The organism is Deltaproteobacteria bacterium, from assembly GCA_016208165.1.
Classification (GTDB): Bacteria; Desulfobacterota; Desulfarculia; order JACQYL01; family JACQYL01; genus JACQYL01.
The window spans coordinates 58,062-80,977 of the sequence record JACQYL010000001.1; the positions used below are offsets into that span (position 1 = coordinate 58,062).

Here is a 22,916-nt window from a genome sequence, read left to right on the forward strand (position 1 = left end):
ACAAAAAGCAGTCCGATGGCCGCTCCCGCCAGAGGATCCGTACCGGATACCAGCCCAAAAAACGAATGCCGGAACGACGAAAAATACGATCGACTCCTTCCCAAAGGCGGCCCATCCCAATGCCAATACCAACAGCTGCATACCCAGGATCAGCAGAAGGGAATGCAGCAGATTCAGAATCCTGTGCTCGGAAATCTTGGAGGAATCCAGTTCCATGACGTACCAGGTGTCCCGAGTAGGTTAAATTATTCGAAACGGATGTCGTCGACGTTGATGTGACCCCAGCCGCTGCTCGATTGATCCACAATGCGGATTCGGGCGGTCCGGCCCAGGAAAGGCCTCACGTCCCAGACCAAGCTCTCCATGGTCTCATTGCACTTGCCGGCGGCCTTTCTTTCCACTTTGCCGCCAACCAGCAGTTCCATGCGCACCTTGGATTCATCGCATCCTCCGCCGATCCGAAATCGGATATTCGGCTCGGTGATGGTAAAGGGGTCCGAAAGGAGTGTTCCCTGGGGCCCATCTCCCTGGACCGCCCCCGGTGGATCCGATGGACGGGGCCGCTTCTCAAATCCCCCTATCCAGTAGTCGCCTTCATGGCCGGACGGCTGTCCTCTCCGTCGGGCCGTGGGGTTGTCCCCATAGGTGGGCTGATGGGTAAACGCATTACCCGTCTTCTTCCATCCGGGCAGCTGCGGATTTTCGAAATCCCAACTGATTTCCGCGGAGCCGGGAGACGCTAAAGGCTGGGCGCCGACGTCTTCCCCGGATTTCGGAGCTTTACCTTCCGAGGCCGGTCCCAGGTCAAGGAAGCGGACGTCGTCAAAATTGATGTGCCCCCACCCTGCGCTCGACCCGTCCACCAGTCGTATGCGCGCCGATTTCCCCTGGAATTTGGAGACATCCCAATAGACGCGCTGCATGCTCTCGTTACAATTTCCGGTGGACGCCCGGACAACGCGCCCATCTACAACGAGTTCCGCGCGCGCGGTAGTCATGTCGCAGCCGCCGCCCAAGAGAAAGCCGATACCCGGTTTGGCGATGACAAACGGCGACGAGGTGAGGGTTCCCTGCGGGCCATCCCCTTGTATCGCTCCGGGCCGGTCAAAAGGTCGGGGACGCCTTTCGAATCCGCCGATCCAATAGTCTCCTTCGTGCATGGACGGCTGACCTCGGTGGCGGGCCGTTGGGTTGTCTCCGTAGGTGGGCTGGGATAGGAAAGCATCTCCCGTTTGTTCCCATCCCGACAGGTCACCGGTCTCAAAATCCCATGTAGTTTCCGTGGCTTCCTCGGTTTGAATCGGCTCCTTTTCTCCGCCGGTGGTTTCCGCCTTGGCCGGCGGCGTTACTGAAACCGGGGGAACTTCCGTTTTTTCCGTTCCGAGAAGCCCTCCTATCAGGGTGCGAGTCAGGGTAGTGAGGAGATTCAGATCGTTGCCGCTCACGTTGCGCCCCAATTTGGCCTCTCCGGTTTTCACGTCGATCATCCTCGAGTTGATGGTATAGGCCGTGCCGATTTTGACGACCGAACCCACGATGATGAGATCCGCGCCCAGAAGCTTGCCGAGTTCCACGGCGCTGCGGTCATCGATCACACCGGACATCTGAAGTTCCTGTTCGGAAAGGGCCCTTCTGATTTGAGCGCGTTCCACAACGCGAAATTGTTGGGTGCCCACCAGTTCGGTCCGCATGATCTCGGCTACCGCTTTTCCGAGGTATTCCTCGGAGCCGATGCTTTCGAAATCCAGAACGGCAACGGTTGGTTTATTCTCCGCGATTCCGGTGCAAACCACGAACAGCATGGCGAGACAGACCACACTGGTGATCTTTGAAAAGAACGAGGGCTCCATGTCAGGACTCCGTTTCGATTGGGTGACTTTAACCTGCCTGTGTTTCTGGAGACGTCTCACCTGCGCGCCGGGAATTCGGACCCGTCTTCCACGGCTTGGGAGAGCCCCCTGACCGGGGACTCTCTTCCCGCAGTGATCGTGTCCAGTCTTCTATACCTCTTGTCAAAATTCAACCTTTTTGTCCGGTTTCGGCTGAACCCGTACAACAAGCGATTGCAGAGAAAGCATCCGGGTGCCGTAAGTATTAACGGGGGGAAAACTTTTCAAAAAACTCTTGGAATGTCTCACGGCATAGCCCGAGCTTGACTGGTCGGGCTATTTTATATATGAAAAACTATGGGTAAAAAATCCAAGAAAAACCGGAAATCAAAGAAAGGAAAACCAAACCACCAAAAACGGCCCATATCAAACCAATCCGAAAGGCGCAAAAAAGTTCAAGAAAAAAACTTCTCAAAAATATCAATAGTTCCAAAAAAGTTAATTGCTATAATCTGTACTCTCTCAAGTATAATAGCATTTGTCTTTTTGTTTTTCCCAAGAGTGGCTCTCGAAATTGGACCAATATTAAAACCAAATGATCCATTCAAGAATATTTTATACCTTTCAAATAATGGGTATTTCCCTATTTATAAAATATCTTGTTCGGTATATATCGTAGAGGCAAAAGGTGAAAATGCCAATTTCAGCCGTAATAATGTCTGGGATGTAAAAGGATTAAATTTACCTAAAATATCACCAGACGATAAAGCTCCATTAAGGCTTGAACATGTACTTAATATACAACCATTCATTTTAGATCGTATTAAAGTGAAATTAACTATAAATTGTAAACTTTGGCCGATTCCGTTAAATTTTACTAAAGTTTTCCATATAGAGGCCAAGCAAACCTTTGATAAGAAGTGGATTTGGATTCATTCAACGGAATAGATATCTACCGTAAAATGGGACATTCCGAAACGATGAAAAAGTCCGGCTCAGGGTTCCAAATTCAGCGAAGAGGCATGCTTGCGATAGAGCCCCCGGAACTGGTGGTAGGTGAGGCCCAGAAGCTCGGCCGCTTTATGCTGGCGGAAGCGGGCCTCGAGGAGGGCCCGCTGAATCAGTCGAATTTCAAGATCGGCCACCTGCCGGGTCAACGGGGTGTCCAGGGCTAGGGCGGGTTCAAGCGGAGACTGGACCGCCGAATCAGCGGTCTGGCTCTGTTCGGAAGGGGGCGCCAAAACGGATTCAGGGAACGGATCGAAGACGATTTCTTTAATGGATTCAGAGTCGGATCGGTAAACGGCGCGTTCCACTACGTTCTTGAGTTCGCGTACATTTCCGGGCCAGGAATAGGCCTCAAGGGAGATCATGGCCTCTCGAGTGAACACCGGCAGGGCGTCGTGTCCCAATTCCTTTGCGATGCGCGAAGCGAAGTGACGCGCGAGAAGAGACACATCTCCCGCCCTGTTCCTGAGCGCCGGCAACAGCAGTACTTCAAAGGAGAGCCGGTCGAGGAGGTCGCGTTTGAACCGGCCTTCGCGCGCCAGGGCCGGCAAGTCCGCATTGGTGGCCCCGATGATGCGGACATCGACCATTACGACGTCCGACCCTCCAACCCGTTCAAAAGTGCCGTATTCCACGACGCGAAGAATTTTCTCCTGGGCTTCAAGGGGAATATTGCCGATTTCGTCGAGGAAAAGCGTACCCCCGTGAGCGGCCTCGAAGCGCCCTATTCTTCGTTTGACGGCGCCGGTAAACGCCCCCGGCTCATACCCGAAGAGCTCGGATTCGATGAGGCCCGGAGAGAGGGCCGCGCAATTCAGAGCAAGCAGGGGACTCCTCCAACGGTGGGAAAGATAATGGAGACGGGAGGCGGCCAGTTCCTTACCGGTTCCTCTTTCTCCGATGATGAGGATTGGGCGGTCCACACGTGCGGCCCGAGATAGACGCTCCTGGAAATCCAGAAAGGATTCCGACTCACCAAGGCCTTCCTGGGAAGCGAGGGCGGGCATGTCGGTCTGGTTGCGAGTGAAGGATGACATGGTGTATATTACCATATATAGGCTAAAATAGCCAGTATTTTGCTAAAACAGCCGGATTACGTTCAGCCGGCGGGTCTCTGATTCACGTACAACTCGTTGATATTGCTTAGCTAGTATGGATTTTGCCCAAGTTGGCCCGGTTGTTGCCCACTTTCATGGCAACCAAGCCACAAGAGAGGTGACATCATGGGCGTTTTCAGCAGAGTTCGAGATATCGTGAGTTCAAACATCAATGCCATGCTGGACCGGGCGGAAGACCCGGAGAAGCTGGTCCGGCTCATGATCCAGGAGATGGAGGACACCCTGGTGGAAATCAAAGCCTCGTGCGCAGGGGCTATGGCAGCCAAAAAACAAACGCAGCGGGCTTTGGAAGACCACCGGGAGCGGACCCGTTCGTGGGAGCAGAGGGCGGAGCTGGCCGTTGGAAAGGGGCGCGAGGACCTGGCCAGAGAGGCGTTGCTGGAAAAACGCCGGTACCTGCAGCGCGCGGAGACCCTGGAGGACGAAATGGGTCAGACGCAGGCCATCATTGCCCAATACCAGGAACAGATCGCCCAGCTCGAGGAGAAGCTGGCCACGGCCAGAGAAAAGCAGCGTCTGCTCGTTCAGCGACACGTTCATGCCCGTGATCGGAAACGAGCCCAGGAAGACATTCGGCGCTTCGAAACTTCCGATGTGTTCCTGAGGTTCGAGCAGTTCGAGAACCGCATCGAGCGCATGGAAGCCGAGGCGGAGATGGTCAATCTCGGTCGCACTCCGTCGCTGGACGACGAGTTTGCCCGTTTAGCGGAAGGCGAAGAGATCGAGCGAGAACTCGAGACGTTGAAAGCCAAATGTGGACGAAGGGGCGAAGAACACCGACCGATGTGATCGGGATGAAACGGACAAAGCTGAGTTGATCTGCATATGGAGGAAAGATGAGTGAGGTTCTGTTGGCCTTCGTGCTGATCCTGGGTCTGCCCGTCCTGATCGTGGCGGGATTCTTCCTGATTTGGGTTTTGAAAATCCTCACACGTGGGGGCCCGCATAAGCGAGATGAGGCTCAAGCCGAGGAAACCCGTTTGATCCAGGAACTCCACCAGGGCCTTTTGAAGATGGAGGAGCGCATCGAGGCCCTGGAAACGATCTTGCTCGATGCGGAAAAAAAGGAAGATCGAAAATGAATAGAGCGAACGAGAGATCGAGAACCGGTTTGTACCGTTCGCGGCGCGGTGTGATTTTAGGCGTTTGTCGCGGAGTGGCGGACTACTTCGACATATCCGTATTCTGGACCCGCGTCGTGTTCGTTGCCGTACTGCTGTTTACAGGCATTTGGCCTATAGCAGGGCTGTATCTGGTGGCCGCCGCATTGATGAAGCCGGAGCCGGTGGTTCCGTTTCGAACGGAAGTCGATAGGGAGTTCTATAATTCGTATACGGCTTCCCGAGAATTGGGCCTTCATCGTTTGAAAGGCGCCTTCGACCGGCTCGACCGGCGATTGCGACGCATGGAAGACCTGGTGACCGCTCGGGAGTTCGACTGGGATCGTAGGTTCAGGGGTCCGGATTCGGGTAGAGGTCGATGAGGCGCCCCGGCGTTTTTATGGCGGGTCCCGTTTTACAAACTCCGTAGATTCTGATAGAGTATCATATAACCACAAAAAAAGAGCACCGCGCACGTCGAATCCGAGGCGCCAGGGTGGTGTCCTTTCCTTTGAAAATCCAGCCCTTCGCGGCTGCATTTTCCACTTCTTTTTCTCGTCGCGAGGGGCTGGAGTCGAATCGACCTGCGGGCTGTTCGATCCGGAGTGAACCCATGGTGAGACGGCTTTCGTTTACCAAGTACGAGCATGAAGTCCTTCCTGACTTCAGACAAAAAATCAACATGGCGGAATCCACCAGAGACGTCAGGAACTCCTTCTATCACGCGGCTTCGGAACTCTTCGACAACGTATTCGGAGATGCGGTTCGAATTGATTACGACGACATCGAACTCGTGCCGGACTGCGATGATTGTTTTGTCATAAGCGACCGTCTGCGGAAGTCCACGGACTTCGCAACCATATGGAAAGATTCGGATCTGCCCAACGTTGTTGCTCGGATGGCGAGATCCGCAACGAATCGCTGCAAGAGACTGGAAAAACATTCTGAGAAGACCGACGCCAAAATCAGGATGTAGCAACGGTTACGCACTCGGCTGATTCCGGCGCGAACAGCGGCCGGCCGGGAAGCCCTGAGTCACGAAAGGGGTCGGCTGCCGAAAGGGAGAGGTGTGGATGCACAACGCCCGGTCGGTAAAGTGGTCGGTGCGCCCCGGCGCATGCTCGATCCTGCAGCACGGAGGTCGCCGGCTGCTTAACTCGGGATGCGGTAGGGTGTCGCGGATCAGATACCGAAGATTTCTCGTATTCCGAACAGCAATTTGTCTCTGATCGACGCCTCTTTCCTCCCTCCGGTCAGCGCTTTGAGCCGGACCGATTCGCTCTCCATATATTTTTGGTCGGACAGCTCGACCGCGCGTTCTTTCTCCGCAAGGCGCGTCGCCAACACAGAACTGATGTTTTCCGCAAGAGCGGGATGGCTCTTGATGATGTGTTGAAAACTCTTCCTATGTAAGACAAATACTTCGCAATCCGTTTCGGCCGTCACGGTTGCCGAGCGCTTTTCTCCGGTCAGGACGGAAAGCTCTCCGAAAAAGTTTCCGGCAGTGAGACAGGCTATTCGAGTCCGTTGCTTCTGCGATGAATCCGCATACACCTCCACGCTTCCCGATCCGACGATGTAAAAGGATTCTCCATCGTCACCTTGCCTGATCAGGGTTTCCCCCTGGGAATAGTACTCGACGTACACTTCGCCGCTCAAGAACCGGAAATCATCATCGCTGAGGGGGGACAGGAAGTCGATGGATCGAAGTATCTTTTCAACGGCGCTCTTTCTTTCTTCCGGGGTGACTTCGGGTTGCACCCGCACGTCACGAACGGGATAAGGAATTTTGATGCCGTTCCGCTTAAATTGATACCAGATCCGGCGAAATACCTTATCTTCTATGGCGCGAACCCTATCGTAATCGGTGATCCAAAAACGAAGCTGGTAAACGATCGCGAAGTCGCCGTATTCAATCAAAAACACGGTGGGAGGGGGGGTCTTCTGGACTTCATCGATACCGAGAGCGCTCTGTATCAAAACGGCGGCCGCTTGATTCGGCGGGTGATCGTACGAAACGCCGATGTTCTTTCTGCAAAGATGACTTCTCCAGGGAGCGGAGTAGTTGACAAGGCTCGATTTCGCAATCGCGTTGTTCGGAACAACGATCATGTCCTCGGATCGGTCCACGAGTTTGACCGAACGCCAGTTGATTTCAATCACCCTGCATTCTTTGCCTTCGACGAGCACCCAGTCTCCTATCTTGAAGGGATTGTCCATCTGAATGGACAATCCGGCGAACAGATTTCCAAGCGTATCCTGGAGCGCCAAGCCGATGATCAGAGAAAATATGGCCGAGGTAGTGAGCAACGAGGTGAAATTGACATTGAAATAGACTCCCAGAAGCCAGATAACAATGATGAGATATAGAATGACTTTGCCGCTGTCCCGAACCAAAGCGGGTATTTTATGTTTGGACGGTCGACGTCGATAGTGCGCTTCCAGAAAAAGACTCACGGTCCCAATGGCGATATAAACGGATATCACCGCCAGAAGGATCTGTACTAAGGTCGGAACATGACCGGTGTACCCCTGCAGGAAGAAGGCTAGGTGGATGCTCGCCAAAATAGTGGCTATGTGCACGACGGACAAGAACCTTCGGTTGGTGGTCTTGAACTGGTCCCACACGTCTTTGAACACCGCTGGAAGAATACGCCTCGTCAGAACCAGCGTCAGGATACGAACCAGAAGATAGAAGAGGACGCCGCAACCCACGGATAGCGCCATTTGCTCCAGAGCGTTCAGGTTTGAATAGAACGCTCGAATCGATGTTATATAAGGCTTCAATGAAGTACTCTCTCGCGACAGGACCGGTTCTTACTGAAAGCGACTCGAACGGCCAGGGGTAAAGGATGTTTTGTCTCTTCTGAAAACCATCGCCGGCTGTTTCGGGAGCTGGAGTGAAAACGAGAGAACAGACCGACACGCACTGAAACCTACACTGAGGAACGGATGAGTGTCAATGATATGGTTTGCATACGGACGCCACGCACGAGTGGAAGAATCGATGACCGCCGGCGGCTGTCCAAATCCCGGCATCGCGAGGAGCACAACCCGCCCGCGCGTATGGGCGACGGGATGGAGAGCGTCGGACAACGGAACGTCTGTGTGGCGAATAGATCTTTGCGGGCGCTTTATGATAGATAGGATTGATGCATGCATAGACGGCGCTGCAGAAGGTTCTCACAAAACTGTTTTCAAGGCGGTTCCGCGGGCGCCGAAATCTTAAACAGGCTTGGCTCCGGGAGCCTGTTCCCCTCGGAAGGATACCACATGGCTAAGCATTCTCATGATTTTGTTGAAACGTACGTTGATCTGGTCGGATTCGGTATGGATCGGGAAATAGACGAAGCCACGGTTATCGTCATGCTGCAGAAACTCTCGGATGACGCGCTCATGGATCTGTTGCGGCATCGTCTTTCCGACGAGGAACTGAAGGACTTGTTCGAGATGGTCTCAAATTTGCTGAAAGAACACTTGTCCGAGGAAGAATACCATACGTTTTTTTTGAAGGACCGGGAGGAGGAGTCCCTCTGAACGCATGCATTCCCGTTTTTTCCCGCCGGGATCATCTCCTTCGTTCAGCGTCGGCTGTCAGAACTCCATGGGTTTGGCGGATAACTTGTCAATCGTTTGACACACGGATAAAATATGAACAGAAGACGGGTAAGATGAGCAATGGCCGTATAGGAATACAGGATTGTTCTTCGATGAACGGGAAAGAAAAGAGGTTTCTTTTTTCCAGGAGCATCTCCGGTAAAGGTCCGTTCACAGGACGAGAAGCAAGGTGATGCCTGAGGTCTGTTCAGAGGGTCGAAATCGGCGTCTATTCGAGTTCTCCTGCAGCCCTCGTTCAGCCCACCGACGAGGGCCGGCAGGTCCCGTAAGGGCGGGTTTGAAACCCGCTCCCAGATCATGATCCGCCTTCACTTTTTCGGACGCGGGTAACCCTTGGTTCCCCTCCAATCAGGATGAGGCGGGGCGTGAGGAACTGTCGTAGTACGAGCCGGTCTCAGTATCAGACCATTCTTGGGATATCCGGGAGGTGTCGTGTTGGCGGGGCGACGGATTGGCGCATTTCAAAAGAGGCTTTCGAGCGAGCCTATTGGCACATAAATTGCTCGGTTTAGGGAAAAGCATGTTCCACGCGCCCGATAGACAAGTAAGAAAATGGTGAATAAGACCATGACACTCAGTCATATTATCCAAGAGGCGAACCGGAAGCTTGAAACCGAAAGGGACGAACTGGTCAAGGTCGCCAAGGCCGAAAAATACCGGGGTACCGTTGATGAAATCATGGAATTCCTGGATCAATACGACGGCCATTTTCAAGACACCAATGTCCAGGTGGTGAAGGCGGCTTTGGAAACGTTTCTCAGACGTCTTTCTCCCCCTGCGCTTAAACTGACGATGGCTTCCATGAAGCGCCAGGTAGGTATACAACTGGGCTCGGCAACCCAGGAGCCCTCCAATTCAGCTTCCGGAGGTGGCTCAGTGATCTCTCAAAGCGATATCGACGCTCTGCTCAAGGGGGCCAACGCTTCCGAGGAATCTACAAGCGCTTTCGAACAATCAGAGATCGACGCGCTTCTCGGGGAGATTGAGGAACTTGGCCCGCAGTCAGGGAAAAGGCCTTCGGGCACACCGGCGAAAAAGCCGTTGGAAAGGTCTCCCCAAGCATCCACCGATCTGGGAGATCCAGACTTGATCGTGGATCAATCCGCCATTGATGCGCTTCTTGCCGGAGTAAAAGAGGACGCGAGCGCCAAAAGAACGGCCGGTACGCCTTTGGTTGCGAAGAAAACGCCCGGCAAGAGCGTTGGACACGAATCCCGCACAACGGAACGTCCGTTTTTTGAGGAAGAAATAGTCAGTCAAACGGACATCGACGCCCTTCTTTCTCAGGGGATGGTGTCCAAAAAAGAAATCGGCGTGGAGGCGGAAAGAGCGCTGGATCCTTCGCTGGTGGAGGAACTGCTGGCGCAGATTCAAACGGATGCGAAGCCTGAAGAATCAGCGGTGGTGGAAGACGCATCGGACCTCTCTCCCGAGACGGGATTTCCGACATCAGAGGATACGAATATAGATCAATCCTCCATCGACGCTCTTTTTTCGCAGGAAGCGGGGTCGCAGAAAGCACTCGAGGCCGAGGCCCAGGCGGCGCTGGATCAGACTTCCGTGGAGGAGCTGCTGGCGCAGATTGAAACGGATGCGAAGCCTGAAGAATCAGCGGTGGTGGAAGACGCATCGGACCTCTCTCCCGAGACGGGATTTTCGTCGTCGGAGGATACGAATATAGTTCAATCCTCCATCGATGCTCTTTTTTCGCAGGAAGCGGCGCCGGAAGAAAAGGACCAACTTGCCGATAGGGATTCATGGCTCGTCAATGGAACATCCGGTATAGAGGAAGCAGAAGCTCTGCTCGCGCCCGAAGGAGGGCCGATGCAGGCTTTCCCGGAAGAGGAGATGCCGGCCGCCGGAGAGGCGGCTTCCCCGGAATCTGCGGAGATTCCCATGGCTCCGGATCTGGAAGCAGGCGACGTGCCGTTGGAGATTGAATTACCGCTTATTGAACCCGTGCCCGATCAGCAGCGTGTGGTGGACGCCATCGTCGAGGCTACACGGAAAAAAGTGTCACAGAATCTTCCGCCCGCCGGCAAGAATCAACCCTCGCCCGGTGAGCATGTCCAGGGCGCAGTCGTCGGCAAGGAGGCTGCATTCCGTTCGCAAGACATAGGCAGGGAGCGCATTTTAGAAGAAAGAGGCGAGGCGAAAGTGCTGGACACCTTCTATCGGATCTATGCCTGCGTCAACGGAAGCTATGAACTCCTATCGGAATCGAGCAGCGCGGAAGAGACGAAACAAAAACTGATGACCGCATGGATGGATCACGCAGGGAAAGATATTGTAATCAAACGTGTAACCCGAAAAGAGGTGCTGGTCATTAAAGAGGACCTCGATGACGTTCCGGTTCGCCTGGAAGTCACGTTGGATTCCTGAACACGAATCGATGGTAAGGGCATAGGTTGTGGAAGAGAACGGCGTCAATACAACGGAAATGGACGATGCCTGGGAAGCCGCCCTGCGGGAGCAGCGGGACGCAGAAGCGGGTGTAACGCCGACCCAGGCTCAGGAAGACGAGAAAAGCCCGTCTCACCCGGTCCAACAGAGGGAACAGCGGCTTGGGGACGCTCTTGCGCCGTCACCCGGTACGGCAACCGTTGGTCTGGAACTCCTATTGAGTATTCCCGTTGAGGTGAGTGTCCGCTTGGGCGAGACAAAACTGGTGGTGAACGATCTGATGCAGCTGGGCCAAGGAAGCATTGTCGAGCTGGATAAGTTGGCCGGCGCCGATTTGGATCTGATGATCAACGATGTGGTCATGGGAAGGGGCGAAGTGGTCGTGGTGAACGATCGCTTCGGACTGAGGGTGACGGAGATCGTTTCACCGGAGGATCGAATCAAGGGACTCGGCTAGCCTAATAATCGTTTTCCGCCTCGGCTAAGCTTTGAAACAGCTCCGGGTACTGTTGGGCCCACTGAACAAAAAGAGCGAAATTAACGTAATCTCTGTAATAGACCACGAGATCGTCTTGAAAGCGTACGAGCGTGCTACCCGGAACCGTCGCTTCCACACCGTTGTTGAATACCCCTCTCGCCTCCCATTCAACGAAAACCTGGTTGTCTTCCTGAACCGAGTTCATCACAAGATTCGGGGGAATGGTTTCGGCTTTCCAGATCAAGCGGGCCAGCTTGTTTCCTTTCCGAAGAAGTTGAAGAACTTCTTTTCTCCCGAAGGTGGTAAGGTTATTTGCGTCCACGTAGGTCACGTCTTCGGTGAAGATTTCCTCCAGGCGAGCCCAGTTTGCATCCGGCAGCCACTGCTCAAGAAAACGCTGAACGATTTCTTTCAACTGCATGTATGGTTCGCCTTTGAAAAGGAACAAAGTGCTTGTTTTGAAGGAAATCCTGCCTCGGGCTCGCAGCAGAATGAAGGATTCTTGATCACCGCCTCGGCTGCGTTCCCTTCAATGGTTCGATAACAAGAAGCACTCGCGTCTCGGTTCCCCCCATCGGGCGAACGTCCAGGTGCTTTACCCTGCGGGAGAGCAGGGAGGGCGGGTTGGACGCGCCCGATGGGGGGAACCGAGATTCCGGATCTAGGAACTTTTCACGCGAGATTGAATGTATTGGACAATTTCGGAGGTATACGTTCCCGGACCAAATATTCTGTCTATGCCTTTACTCAAGAGGCCGGGAATATCTTCCTCTGGGATGATGCCTCCGCCCAAAACAATAACGTCTTTCATGCCCTTCTCTTCCAGGAGTTCCATGATTCGGGGAAAGAGATAGTCATGAGCGCCTGATAATATGCTCAGCCCAATCACGTCTACGTCTTCCTGGAGGGCCGTTGTGGCGATTTGTTCGGGAGTCTGACGCAGGCCGGTGTATATTACTTCCATCCCCGCGTCTCGAAGCGCCGCTGAAATGACTTTGACACCACGGTCATGACCGTCCAGCCCCGGCTTTGCGGTCAAAACCCGGATTTTGCGTTCCGACACGGACTATTCCTCCTATATGATCGCGCTAGGCTGGTATTCGCCGAAAACACCCCTCAGAACGTCACAGATCTCGCCCAACGTGGCGTATGCTTTAACGGCATCAAGGATCGGAACCATGAGGTTTTCGTTCCCACGAGCCGTCTCCTCGAGGTTCTTGAGGGCCGTTGCAGAGGCATTGGAATCGCGTTCCTTCTTTAATTTCGTGAGCTTGGCTATCTGCCGGTTTCTCACTTCAGGATCCACCCTCAACAGGTTCGAGGGTTTTTCGCTGTCGGTCTGGTAGATGTTCAATCCAACCACGCTTCGATCTCCGGATTCGATGGCCTTCTGGTAGCCGTATGCCGCGTTCTGGATCTCTTTCTGGATGAATCCCTGTTCGATGGCTGGGACGGACCCGCCCAACTCGTCGATCCTGTTTATATAGGCTACCGCTCCCTCTTCGATCTTATTGGTCAGCGACTCAATGTAATACGACCCCGCCAAAGGATCTATGGTGTCGGTCACCCCGGTTTCGCAGGCAATCAGTTGTTGAGTGCGAAGGGCGATCTGCACCGCTTCCTCGGTGGGTAATGAAAGCGCTTCATCCATGGAGTTGGTGTGCAGGGACTGAGTGCCGCCGAGCACGGCGCTCATGGCCTGGAAGGCCACCCGCACGATGTTGTTGGGCGGTTGCTGGGCCGTCAGTGTGCAGCCCGCCGTTTGTGTGTGGAAGCGGAGCATCATGGAGCGGGGGTCCTTGGCCCCGAAACGCTCTTTCATGATCCTCGCCCAAAGCCTCCGGGCGGCGCGATACTTGGCGATTTCTTCGAGAAAATCCAAGTGGGAGTTGAAAAAGAACGAAAGCCTGGGTCCGAACTGGTCGACATCGAGCCCGGCATCGATGGCAGCCTGGACATAAGCGATTCCATTCGCCAGTGTGAACGCCACCTCTTGGACGGCGGTGGAGCCCGCCTCGCGGATGTGATACCCGCTGATGCTGATGGAGTTCCACTGAGGAATCTGGTCCGAGCAATAAGCAAAAATGTCCGTGATGATTCTCATGGAGGGACGTGGTGGAAAAATATATGTGCCGCGGGACGAGTACTCTTTCAAAATGTCGTTCTGGATCGTGCCGCGGAGGTCCGCCTGCGCTACCCCCTGCTTCTCGGCGACCGCGATGTACATGGCCAGAAGCACCGACGCCGGAGAATTGATCGTCATGGATGTGCTCACCTGGCCGAGGGGAATACCGCTAAAAAGGGTTTCCATGTCCAGCAAGGAATCGATGGCCACACCCACCTTGCCCACCTCTCCCAACGAAAGTTGGTGATCCGAGTCGTATCCGATCTGGGTAGGAAGATCGAAAGCCACGGAAAGGCCGGTTTGGCCCTGCCCGAGCAGGAATTTGTACCGCTCGTTGGTTTCTTCGGCGCTGGCGAATCCGGCGTATTGACGCATCGTCCAGAATTTGCCGCGGTAAGCCGTGGGCTGCACGCCTCTAGTATAAGGATACTCGCCCGGGAGCCCCAAATCCTCGAGGTAATTCAGATCGGAGCAATCTTCAGGCGTATATAAGCGTTTTACCTGTAAACCGGAGATCGTTTCGAACGATTCTTTCCGCTCCGGAAATTTTTTCAGCTTCGGAGTAAGCCGTTCCTCCCATTTTTCGCGTGCTTCGCGAATGGCCTGGAGGGTCTTCTCATCCATCGTGAGAACCTCCCTTCTCGGAGACGACGTGTTTAATTAAAGCCAAATTCGAGGAAAGGCCGGGCCCTGACCCGGCCACTATATCTCGAATCCAAGAACGATACGCTGCACTTTTTCGGATAACCTCTGGCTACGGAGAAAATTGGAATATCAAAAGAAGGGATTTGAGCACAGGAGATTATTCTACGATCATCACCGCTTGTTCCGCCTCGACGGCATCTCCCTCTTTCACCTTGATTTCTTTTACGGTTCCGTCGCAACTGCACACTACCGGCATTTCCATTTTCATGGCTTCAAGGATCAACACCTCATCGTCCTCGCTGACCGTAGCGCCTTGAGTAACGAGAATCTTGATGATTTTTCCAGCCATGGGGGCACATACTTCACTCATCTTTGCCTTCCTCCTTTTCGCTATAACCGTAATCAATGCTCCGGCACGACTCCGGGCTTGGTATGCATGTACGAAAAACCGACGTCACGCGGTGTAATTTACCGAATAGCCGACATGCGCTTGGTCTATTTTTCACAGGCTCAGTAAGGCTAAAGGACAAAACCGTTCATGTCAAGAAGAAAGGGAGCGTTCGCTATTCGCCTTCGGAGCGTAAACGCAATCCCAGTTCCAGGAGCTGCTCGTTGGGAATCGAAGCCGGCGCTCCGGTCAGAGGGCAGGTTGCCGACTGGGTTTTGGGAAAAGCGATGACGTCCCGAATGGAACTTTTCCCGCAAAGGATCATCACGAGCCGGTCCAGGCCAAGGGCGATTCCGCCATGCGGAGGAGCCCCCAACGTCAGGGCTTTCAGCAAAAATCCGAACTTATCCTGCGCCTCTCTTTCGTTGATGGACAGTGCTTCAAATACACGGCTCTGGATCTTCATCCGATGGTTTCGTATACTTCCTCCGCCGATCTCGTTTCCGTTCAGCACAACGTCGTAGGCCCGCGAGCGGACGTCGCCGGGTCGGTCGGCCAGCCTGTCGATATCCGTTTCCATGGGAGCGGTAAACGGATGATGAACGGCCACGTAGCGGTTCTGGTCTTCGTCGAATTCCATGAGCGGGAACTCGGTGACCCAGAGGAATTCGTACCGTGAATTGTCCACGAGCCCGAGGTTGGTGGCTAATCGGATTCGTAGTCTCCCCAGAACATCGCTTACAGCCGCGTACGGCCCACTCATGAAGAGCGCAAGGTCGTTTTCCCGGGCGTTCAGAGCCTGTGCGATCACGGTCCGTTCGCCGTCAGCCAGATGTTTGGCCATGGGGGATTGCCATTCGGCGCCCCCTTTTATTTTAGCCCAGCCGAGTCCTTTCGCCCCCAATTCCTTGGCCGTGTCAACAAGTTCGTCCATTTGTTTTCGAGAATAGTCACCACATGCCCGGACGTTTATAGCCTTGACCACGTCCCCTTTTCCCACGGCTTCGGAAAACAGGCGGTACTCCGAACCTCGGAGGATTTCCGTCAGGTCCACCAGTTCCATCCCGAATCGCACATCGGGACGGTCGGTACCGAAACGATTCATAGCTTCACGATAACTCATCCGGTGAAACGGTATCCCGATTTCCACCTTCAGGATCTCGGACCAGAGCCGCTTCAGCAGGCCTTCCATAAGAGTCATGATGCGGTGCTCGTCCACAAAGGACATTTCCACATCGAGCTGAGTGAATTCCGGCTGCCGGTCCGCTCGCAAGTCTTCGTCCCGGAAACATTTTACGATTTGATAGTACTTATCGAAGCCCGCGATCATGAGCAGCTGTTTAAAAAGCTGGGGTGATTGGGGAAGGGCGTAAAATCGGCCCGGTTGCACTCGACTCGGTACAATGTAATCCCGGGCGCCCTCCGGAGTGCTACGGGTCAACATGGGCGTTTCCACGTCCAGGAATCCGTTGCGGTTCATGTATTCCCGGATAATGGAGGTGACCTTGTGCCTGGTCTTGAAACTCTCGAGAACGGAAGGTTTCCGAAGGTCCAGGTAGCGATACGTGAGACGAAGCACTTCGGATGCTTCCTGGGCGCCGTCCACTACAAACGGTGGAACGTCGGCCTCGTTAAGGATTTCGATGAGGTCGGCCAAAACCTCCACCTCCCCGGTAACCATGCTCTTGTTCACCATGTCGGCCGGACGGGGGTGAACCGTTCCTTTAATGGCGATCACGAATTCGGCGCGCACGTTCTTGGCTGTTTCCACCGGATCCGGATTCCGGTGGGGATCGAATACCACCTGCGTGATCCCTTCCCGATCCCGGAGATCGATGAAAATGAGCCCTCCCAGGTTCCGAAGGCGGTGCACCCAGCCCATGAGCACAACGGACTGTTCTGCGTGGGCGGATGTCAATTCGCCGCAGTGGTGTGATCGTTCCAGCGTTTCCAAATCGTTCGTTACTCCAGTGTCAATAATGGTTCCAGTTGCTCGGCGATGCCGGTCAGGTCGATTTCCGCCTGCTCTTTGGTTTGCATGTTGCGCAACAGCACCCGGCCCGTTTCGATCTCGGCGTCCCCGATGATGCAAACGAACCGCGCCTGTAACCGGTCGGCATGCTTCATCTGACTCTTGAGACTCTTGTTTTCATAGCTGCAATCTACGGAAATCCCGGCGCTTCGCAGGTCGTGAACAAGCGTGAAAGAGCGCTCCAGAGCAGACGGACCTAACGCCGCTACGTACAGATCCGGCGGTTTCACGGGAGCGAAGTCGCCCACGAGGAGATGCAGTCGTTCCATGCCTATGGCGAAACCGATGGCCGGAGTGGGAGGGCCTCCAAAAAGCTCGACCAGACCATCATAACGGCCTCCTCCCATTACCGCATCCTGAGCGCCTAATTGCGTGGTGACCAGTTCAAAGGCCGTGCGCGAGTAGTAATCCAACCCTCGCACCAGCCTCGGGTTCACTTGGTACGGAATCTCCACGGCGTCGAGGCGTCTTTTCAAGTTCGAAAAGTGATCGTCGCAATCCATGCACAAATGATCCAACGAACACGGCGCATTGACCACTACCTCCTTGCAGGTGGGCACTTTACAGTCCAGGATGCGCAAGGGATTTGTGTCCAATCTACGACGGCAATCCTCGCATAAGCGTTCTCGGTGGGAAGCCAGAAAACCGAGAAGCGCGGATCTGTATTCAGGTCGACAGGCCGGGCACCCCAGACTGTTTACGAAGAGTGTAAGGGATCCAAGTCCCAATTCGGAGAAGTAAAGATGTCCCATGGCAATCAGTTCCGCATCCACGGCAGGACCCGGATCCCCGAATAGTTCCACGTCAATCTGATGGAATTGCCGGAATCGTCCCTTCTGGGGACGCTCGTGCCGAAACATGGGGCCTATGGTGAAAAGCTTCCTGGGCAAGGGTCCGGCGTACAACTTGTTTTCGATGAATGCGCGAACGATGCCCGCTGTTGCCTCAGGCCGAAGCGATACGGAGCGGCCCTGACTGTCCGAAAAAGAGTACATCTCCTTTTCGACGATATCCGTGGCCTCCCCGATACCTCGAGCGAACAGTTCAGTCCATTCCATGGCGGGGGGGCGGATTTCCGAGTAGCCGAAGCGTTGGAACAGATGTCGGGCGCGGCTTTCCAGCACGGTCCAAGATTCCACTTCGGGCGAGAGAACGTCTCGTGTTCCTTTGATTTTCTGAAACAAAGCGTCACCCCCAACAAAAATACAAAAAAATTATTTTAATGGTCCTGCATCTCGAATGTCAAGCCCGCAGCCGACTCCTTGTGCGCACCAATTCCCTGTGGGCGAGGGGTCAAGTCTACTCTTGGCTCTTGCCAGCCTTCTCTGCCTCTGGTGGGACTTTAAATAGAAACGGTCAAGAGCCAAGAGCAGACTTGACCCCTCGCCACGAACTCGAGATGTGGAAATGCGGGGTAAGATAGGTCGGCGGAGAGAGGAATCCATTTTCCAGGCGTCTGCACACGTCCATGGCGAAGGAACATCCGAAATCGATTCCGAAAAGGAATTCGATTCAATCTCTTCCGGGCCATATGGTCAGACCGAAATCCTCGCCTGAAACCGCCAATGGCTTACCAGTTCACCCGGAGATCGTATTTCTTGATCTTATGCCCGAGTGTCTTGCGGTTGATCCCCAGAATCCGGGCGGCTTCCTTGCGCACTCCCTTGGTCTGGAGCAGCACGATCTGGATGTACCTTTTTTCGAGTTGTTCGAGCGTGCAGCCTGTATCGGAAAATGCTTGGAAATCGCCTTCCCTCTGAGAGATGAAGCTTGGAAGGTGCTCCGGCTCGATGGTCTCGCAGTCTTCGAGGATCGATATGCGCTCCACGGTGTGTTCCAGCTCGCGCACGTTGCCCGGCCAGGAATAGGCGCATAGCATCTTCAATGCCTGGGGAGAGACGGCCTTGATCTTACGGCCGGTTTTGCGGCTGTAGGAACTGATAAAATGGTCCAGGAGCAGCGGAACGTCACCGGAACGCTCTCGCAAAGGCGGCAAATGGATCGGCACCACACTGAGGCGATAATAGAGATCTTCCCGAAATACGCCGGCCTTTATCGCCGCACGCAAGTCCTTGTTACAGGAGACGATGATCCTTATGTCCAATTTAATCCGTTTTTGGCTGCCCACCTTCATAAATTCGCGTTCTTGAATGACGCGGAGCAGCTTGGCTTGGATGTTCAGACTGAGATTCGTGATTTCGTCAAAGAAGAAAGTACCTTGGTTCGCGAGTTCGAACAGACCGTGTTTCGTTTGATGGGCGCCCGTGAACGAACCTTTCACATGGCCGAAAAGTTCGCTTTCCAGAAGGGTTTCGACGAGAGCGGAGCAGTCTACGGGAACAAATTCCTGCCGTCCCCTCCGGCTGAGTCTGTGGATGGCGCGAGCCACCAATTCCTTTCCCGTGCCACTTTCCCCGGTGAGCAATACCGTGCTGTCGCTCGGAGCGGCTCGCTCGATTTTTGCAAACACCTTTTTCATAGCCGGGCTTTTGCCGACAATAGAATCCCCGCCCCGTTCCACTCTTTCTCCTTCATGTAATAGAGGGGAGTTTTGCCGGCGCCCGGATACATCCAGGGCTTCTTGAACGATCGATTCGAGGTCGTCGGCTCGGAATGGTTTCACGAGATAGTCCAGAGCCCCGTGCTTCATGGAGTCCACGGCCCCTTCTATGCTGGGGTAATCCGTAATCATAATGACAACGGTCTGGGGGTGGTTATTCCGGATGTGTTTGAGCAGCTCGAGTCCGCTTATGCCCGGCAATTCCACATCCACCAACGCCACGGCGTAGGGTCTGCCCGCCAGCATGTCGAGGGCTTGAAGGCCGTCGACGGCGGTCTGTACGGACAGTCCCTTTCCGCCTAGAAGATTTGAAATACCGGTGCGGATCACGGACCCATCATCCACAACCAGAATGTGATGAGCGGCTTCGTTCATTTGCGATGTTTGAGCTCCACCAAATCCTATCGCATGCAGCGGAAGTCTTGGGCGAAACGATGCGGCTTCTCGCTTCGAGGGCTCGGAAGGGACTGAATATTCATTAGCGGTTTCGGGGTAGGACGCCTCATCGGCGCCCTCCCCCGAAATACGGATTCAAGGATTGTCTCAGAAAGTGAGGGTTAGTCGGACACCTTCGGTCTCGGGTACAGTCCGGCCTGTTTGACGATTTCAGGGACTTTTTCTTCCCATTCAATGGCCATGATATGAAAACCGCGGATACCTGGTTCTTCTTTCAATTCCCGGATCTGCTCGATAGCGAGTTTTATGCCTTCTTCCGCCTGGTTTTCTTTAGGCACCCCCCCGATTCTCTTTATGATTTCGTCCGGAACGTCAAGGCCGGCGACCCGATTCTTCATGTATTTGGCCATGCCCACGCTTTTTATCGGCGTGATACCGGCGAGTATGGCCACTTTTTCATGCAGTCCCCGGTCTCGGGCCAGCTTCAACCACTCCTTGAATTTCTTCATGTTGTAGATGCACTGGGTCTGGATGAACTGGGCGCCTGCCGCCACTTTCTTGGCCAGACGCGGCACTCGGATTTCAAATGGATCCGCGAAGGGGTTGGCCGCCGCTCCGACAAACATGCGTGGGGGATCTTTCATCTCGAAATCGCTCAACAGTTTTCCCTCTTCACGCATTTTCCGAACCGTTTGCAGCAACTGAGTGGAGTCCAGATCGAACACATTGGCGCTGTTGGGATGGTCGCCGAAACGCTGGTGATCCCCGGTCAGGCACAACATCGTATTGATGCCGAAAGAGGCCGCGCCCAGAATATCGCTCTGCATGGCAATCCGGTTACGATCTCGAGTCACCATCTGTAACACCGGTTCGAGACCCATCTGTTTGATTCGGATGCATGCGGCCAGACTGCAAAGGCGAACCACCGAAGTCTGATTGTCCGTCACGTTGATGGCATCCACGTAGTCTTTGATCAAATTGGCCTTGTTCTCAATCACCGAACCGTCGCAGCCGCGCGGAGGACCGCATTCCGAAGTGACTGCCAGATGTCCTGCCGCAAGCACCTTTTCCAATTTGCTCGAAGTCTTCAAACTCATATCTTTATGTCCTCTCTAACGATCTTGCGGGGGCCGCCGTCCCTGCTCGTACTCCAATCCTTCGGATCGACGGGTATTTCAAAGCGGTCCAACTGTCCGAGGGCTTTCAACCGCTCGTAGATCAGATGCCACCCGCAGTCGATGTTTTTATCTACTTCGCATTTTCCCCCTTCAGACCCTCCGCAGGGTCCGTTCAGCATACGCTTTGAACAGCGTGCAACGGGACAGATGCCTCCAGTGGAAGCCAGGATGCACTTTCCGCACGCCTGGCAACGTTCCGAATAGACACCCCTTTCCAGATTCACTCCGATAAAGCACGTGTCCACTCCCGGGAATACGGGTTTGTCTTTGTACCTTTCCGCCATGTATTGAGCGCCCGCACCGCAGGCAAGTGAAACCACGGCGTCGCATTTATCTACAATTTCAGCCAGTTCATTGAGGTACTCCATGTCACACTGCCGTGTTACCGTGGCCTCGAACAATTCTTTCTGTTCTCCGGCATTGGTATAAAAGAGCCTGAGTGAAGAAGCCAGGACTTTGACCTCCTTATCGCCACCGGCTTCGCACACGGTGACGCACCCGCCGCAACCCGCGATGAGCACTTTCTTGGAGGCTGCTAACGTTTCTACTATTTCTTCCAACGGTTTTCCGATTGCCTTGATCATGCGGCTTTCTCCCCTGCCGAGCTTTGGCTTTTTTCACGGGCGACCCTGATGGGGCTTGGACCCAGTTTCGTTATTCTTTCCGTCATTTCACGGGCAATTTCAGCCCACCTTCCCCCCATTCCGGCAGAAAGGTTAAACATTTCCACTCGGTCGCTTCCGATGCCGACTTTGTCCAGAATCCCTTTGACGCGCTTCACTCGCTGCCGCGCCCGTATATTGCCCGCCAGATAGTGACAATCTCCCTCCATGCAACCCGCGACAAAGACGCCGTCCGCGCCTTCTTCGAAGGCCTTGAGCATGTGAATAATGTCCACCCTGCCCGTGCAGGGCACTTTGACGATCTGAACACTGGTCGGATACTGCAGTCTCATCGAACCTGCCAGGTCCGCTGCGGAGTATGCTCAATAACTGCAGCAGAATGCCAGAATTTTCGGTTCAAATTGTTCTTGGTCCATGGTTTTCTCCTATAGCAATGCAAGAATATGGGCGGAATCCTGGTCATCTTCAGAATGAGACCATTGAATCACCGTGCCATGCGTTTCGACACCCGGATGTCCAACCCCATCCGGGGGTTCGGGAATAATCGGAGCGTCCGTAAAACGACTTCTTAAGCACACCCGGTTCACCGTACACGGTTGCGAAACGACGTGACCTCTATGGCTGCGGTCATCTGACGCTACCGGCGGGAGCATGACCGCTCCGAACGACGATGCCCGCCCTTGTGCGATCTTTCACTGACCGGCCCATAAATAAATGGAAGCCCTTACAGCACAGGGCCTCCAAGCTTGGCGTCCGCTGGTCCCACGCGATGTGAACCCCGATGAAAAACTCGAAGCGACTTCGCGGAGTTTTGAGCACCGAAGCGAATTACTCGACGTTCGCAGGAAATGCATCTGCGCATGGAACCAACGCGTCGGCGACCGTATTCGGGGCGCTCCGGCGCACGATCATGTAGATTACGGCCAATAAGCCGCTTTAGTCAACCACTTAGACCAAATAACCCACTTAAAACGAGAAAACAACCTTTTTTTTGCGTGAGGTCTCTCGCTTCCTATAGGCATGCCTCATATATACAAACAAATGTATAGAAAGCTGCACCGACCTAATGGTTTAAGCGCCTTTACGATCTTCTCGTTCCGGGTTGTTTCCCTCCGCCGTCACGATGATGGGGATCCGTCTCTGCAGGCCATTAATCAGGGAAATGGATTCGTGGTCCGCAGGCATTTGAGCCTACGATGGTGGGAATTTGTTTTGAAAAAGCTACGCCCGCACGGGATGAAAGGCGACTCCATGGGGCCGCATCAATGGCTGCGGCATGCCGGCCATACCTGGTGCGCAAAACTTTGGTCTCGTTTCGGGAAAAGCCGCTTGATTAAAGGGAAGTGCTATTTTATCTTGGGCTTGCGTATGATGGATCGTTCGAGCATCCGCGTGTCGGAAAGTCAAGAGAACCC

At 54.2% G+C, this 22,916-nt stretch carries 21 protein-coding genes; 8 read left to right on the plus strand and 13 right to left on the minus strand.

The annotated features are described in order from the left end of the window. Positions 1-245: 245 nt before the first annotated feature. The gene (locus HY788_00280) at positions 246-1,850 is read right to left on the minus strand and encodes a hypothetical protein (GenBank protein MBI4772610.1); all 1,605 of its coding nucleotides are present in this window, start codon (positions 1,848-1,850) and stop codon (positions 246-248) included. Positions 1,851-2,186: 336 nt separating this feature from the next. Between HY788_00280 and HY788_00285 the strand changes: the two genes are divergently transcribed. Beyond that, a complete protein-coding gene (locus HY788_00285) occupies positions 2,187-2,777 on the plus strand; it encodes a hypothetical protein (protein ID MBI4772611.1) in 591 nt (196 codons plus the stop codon). A 47-nt stretch (positions 2,778-2,824) separates the two neighbouring features. On the opposite strand, the gene pspF is transcribed toward HY788_00285, so the two are convergent. Then, positions 2,825-3,844, minus strand: coding sequence for a phage shock protein operon transcriptional activator (gene pspF / locus HY788_00290; GenBank protein MBI4772612.1), 1,020 nt, complete (start codon positions 3,842-3,844; stop codon positions 2,825-2,827). A gap of 216 nt (positions 3,845-4,060) precedes the next feature. Between pspF and pspA the strand changes: the two genes are divergently transcribed. From pspA to HY788_00310, 4 genes are all read left to right on the plus strand, one after another. After that, entirely contained in the window at positions 4,061-4,744 is a 684-nt protein-coding gene (gene pspA, locus HY788_00295; protein ID MBI4772613.1) for a phage shock protein PspA, read from the plus strand. 47 nt (positions 4,745-4,791) lie between these two features. Next, positions 4,792-5,037, plus strand: a complete 246-nt coding sequence (locus HY788_00300; protein MBI4772614.1) for a phage-shock protein — start codon at positions 4,792-4,794, stop codon at positions 5,035-5,037. Next, a complete protein-coding gene (gene pspC, locus HY788_00305; GenBank protein MBI4772615.1) occupies positions 5,034-5,438 on the plus strand; it encodes an envelope stress response membrane protein PspC in 405 nt (134 codons plus the stop codon). The genes HY788_00300 and pspC overlap by 4 nt, the downstream gene beginning before the upstream one ends. A 230-nt stretch (positions 5,439-5,668) precedes the next feature. Continuing rightward, complete coding sequence (locus HY788_00310) at positions 5,669-6,031, plus strand: hypothetical protein (protein ID MBI4772616.1); 363 nt, start codon at positions 5,669-5,671, stop codon at positions 6,029-6,031. 206 nt (positions 6,032-6,237) lie between these two features. On the opposite strand, the gene HY788_00315 is transcribed toward HY788_00310, so the two are convergent. Further along, positions 6,238-7,842 (minus strand): mechanosensitive ion channel, encoded by a 1,605-nt coding sequence (locus HY788_00315; protein ID MBI4772617.1) that lies wholly within the window; start codon positions 7,840-7,842, stop codon positions 6,238-6,240. Positions 7,843-8,328: 486 nt separating this feature from the next. Here HY788_00315 and HY788_00320 point away from each other — a divergent pair, with 486 nt between their 5' ends. The 3 genes from HY788_00320 (at position 8,329) to fliN (ending at position 11,533) form a co-directional block, all read left to right on the plus strand. Continuing rightward, positions 8,329-8,592: a cytoplasmic protein gene (locus tag HY788_00320; GenBank protein MBI4772618.1), complete on the plus strand. Its 264-nt coding sequence runs from the start codon at positions 8,329-8,331 to the stop codon at positions 8,590-8,592. Positions 8,593-9,240: 648 nt separating this feature from the next. After that, complete coding sequence (locus HY788_00325) at positions 9,241-11,055, plus strand: hypothetical protein (protein ID MBI4772619.1); 1,815 nt, start codon at positions 9,241-9,243, stop codon at positions 11,053-11,055. A gap of 28 nt (positions 11,056-11,083) precedes the next feature. After that, complete coding sequence (gene fliN / locus HY788_00330; GenBank protein ID MBI4772620.1) at positions 11,084-11,533, plus strand: flagellar motor switch protein FliN; 450 nt, start codon at positions 11,084-11,086, stop codon at positions 11,531-11,533. Between the two features lies 1 nt (position 11,534). Here fliN and HY788_00335 read toward each other — a convergent pair whose 3' ends face one another. From HY788_00335 to HY788_00380, 10 genes are all read right to left on the minus strand, one after another. Beyond that, positions 11,535-11,975, minus strand: coding sequence for a nuclear transport factor 2 family protein (locus HY788_00335; protein MBI4772621.1), 441 nt, complete (start codon positions 11,973-11,975; stop codon positions 11,535-11,537). Positions 11,976-12,215: 240 nt separating this feature from the next. Beyond that, positions 12,216-12,617 (minus strand): cobalamin B12-binding domain-containing protein, encoded by a 402-nt coding sequence (locus tag HY788_00340; GenBank protein ID MBI4772622.1) that lies wholly within the window; start codon positions 12,615-12,617, stop codon positions 12,216-12,218. Positions 12,618-12,629: 12 nt separating this feature from the next. Further along, positions 12,630-14,303 (minus strand): methylmalonyl-CoA mutase family protein, encoded by a 1,674-nt coding sequence (locus HY788_00345; protein ID MBI4772623.1) that lies wholly within the window; start codon positions 14,301-14,303, stop codon positions 12,630-12,632. A 178-nt stretch (positions 14,304-14,481) separates the two neighbouring features. Beyond that, positions 14,482-14,694: an acetyl-CoA carboxylase biotin carboxyl carrier protein subunit gene (locus HY788_00350; protein MBI4772624.1), complete on the minus strand. Its 213-nt coding sequence runs from the start codon at positions 14,692-14,694 to the stop codon at positions 14,482-14,484. A 193-nt stretch (positions 14,695-14,887) separates the two neighbouring features. Beyond that, positions 14,888-16,690 carry an aspartate--tRNA ligase gene (gene aspS, locus HY788_00355; protein MBI4772625.1) on the minus strand — a complete coding sequence of 601 codons (1,803 nt, stop codon included), beginning with the start codon at positions 16,688-16,690 and terminating at the stop codon, positions 14,888-14,890. Further along, entirely contained in the window at positions 16,675-17,928 is a 1,254-nt protein-coding gene (locus HY788_00360; protein ID MBI4772626.1) for a histidine--tRNA ligase, read from the minus strand. The genes aspS and HY788_00360 overlap by 16 nt, the downstream gene beginning before the upstream one ends. Positions 17,929-18,314: 386 nt before the next feature. Then, entirely contained in the window at positions 18,315-19,679 is a 1,365-nt protein-coding gene (locus HY788_00365) for a sigma-54-dependent Fis family transcriptional regulator (GenBank protein MBI4772627.1), read from the minus strand. 182 nt (positions 19,680-19,861) lie between these two features. Continuing rightward, positions 19,862-20,797, minus strand: a complete 936-nt coding sequence (locus tag HY788_00370; protein ID MBI4772628.1) for a methylenetetrahydrofolate reductase — start codon at positions 20,795-20,797, stop codon at positions 19,862-19,864. Then, positions 20,794-21,462 carry a methylenetetrahydrofolate reductase C-terminal domain-containing protein gene (locus HY788_00375; protein MBI4772629.1) on the minus strand — a complete coding sequence of 223 codons (669 nt, stop codon included), beginning with the start codon at positions 21,460-21,462 and terminating at the stop codon, positions 20,794-20,796. The genes HY788_00370 and HY788_00375 overlap by 4 nt, the downstream gene beginning before the upstream one ends. Further along, the gene (locus HY788_00380; GenBank protein ID MBI4772630.1) at positions 21,459-21,917 is read right to left on the minus strand and encodes a hydrogenase iron-sulfur subunit; all 459 of its coding nucleotides are present in this window, start codon (positions 21,915-21,917) and stop codon (positions 21,459-21,461) included. Before HY788_00380 ends, HY788_00375 begins: the two co-directional genes overlap by 4 nt. Positions 21,918-22,916: the final 999 nt, after the last annotated feature.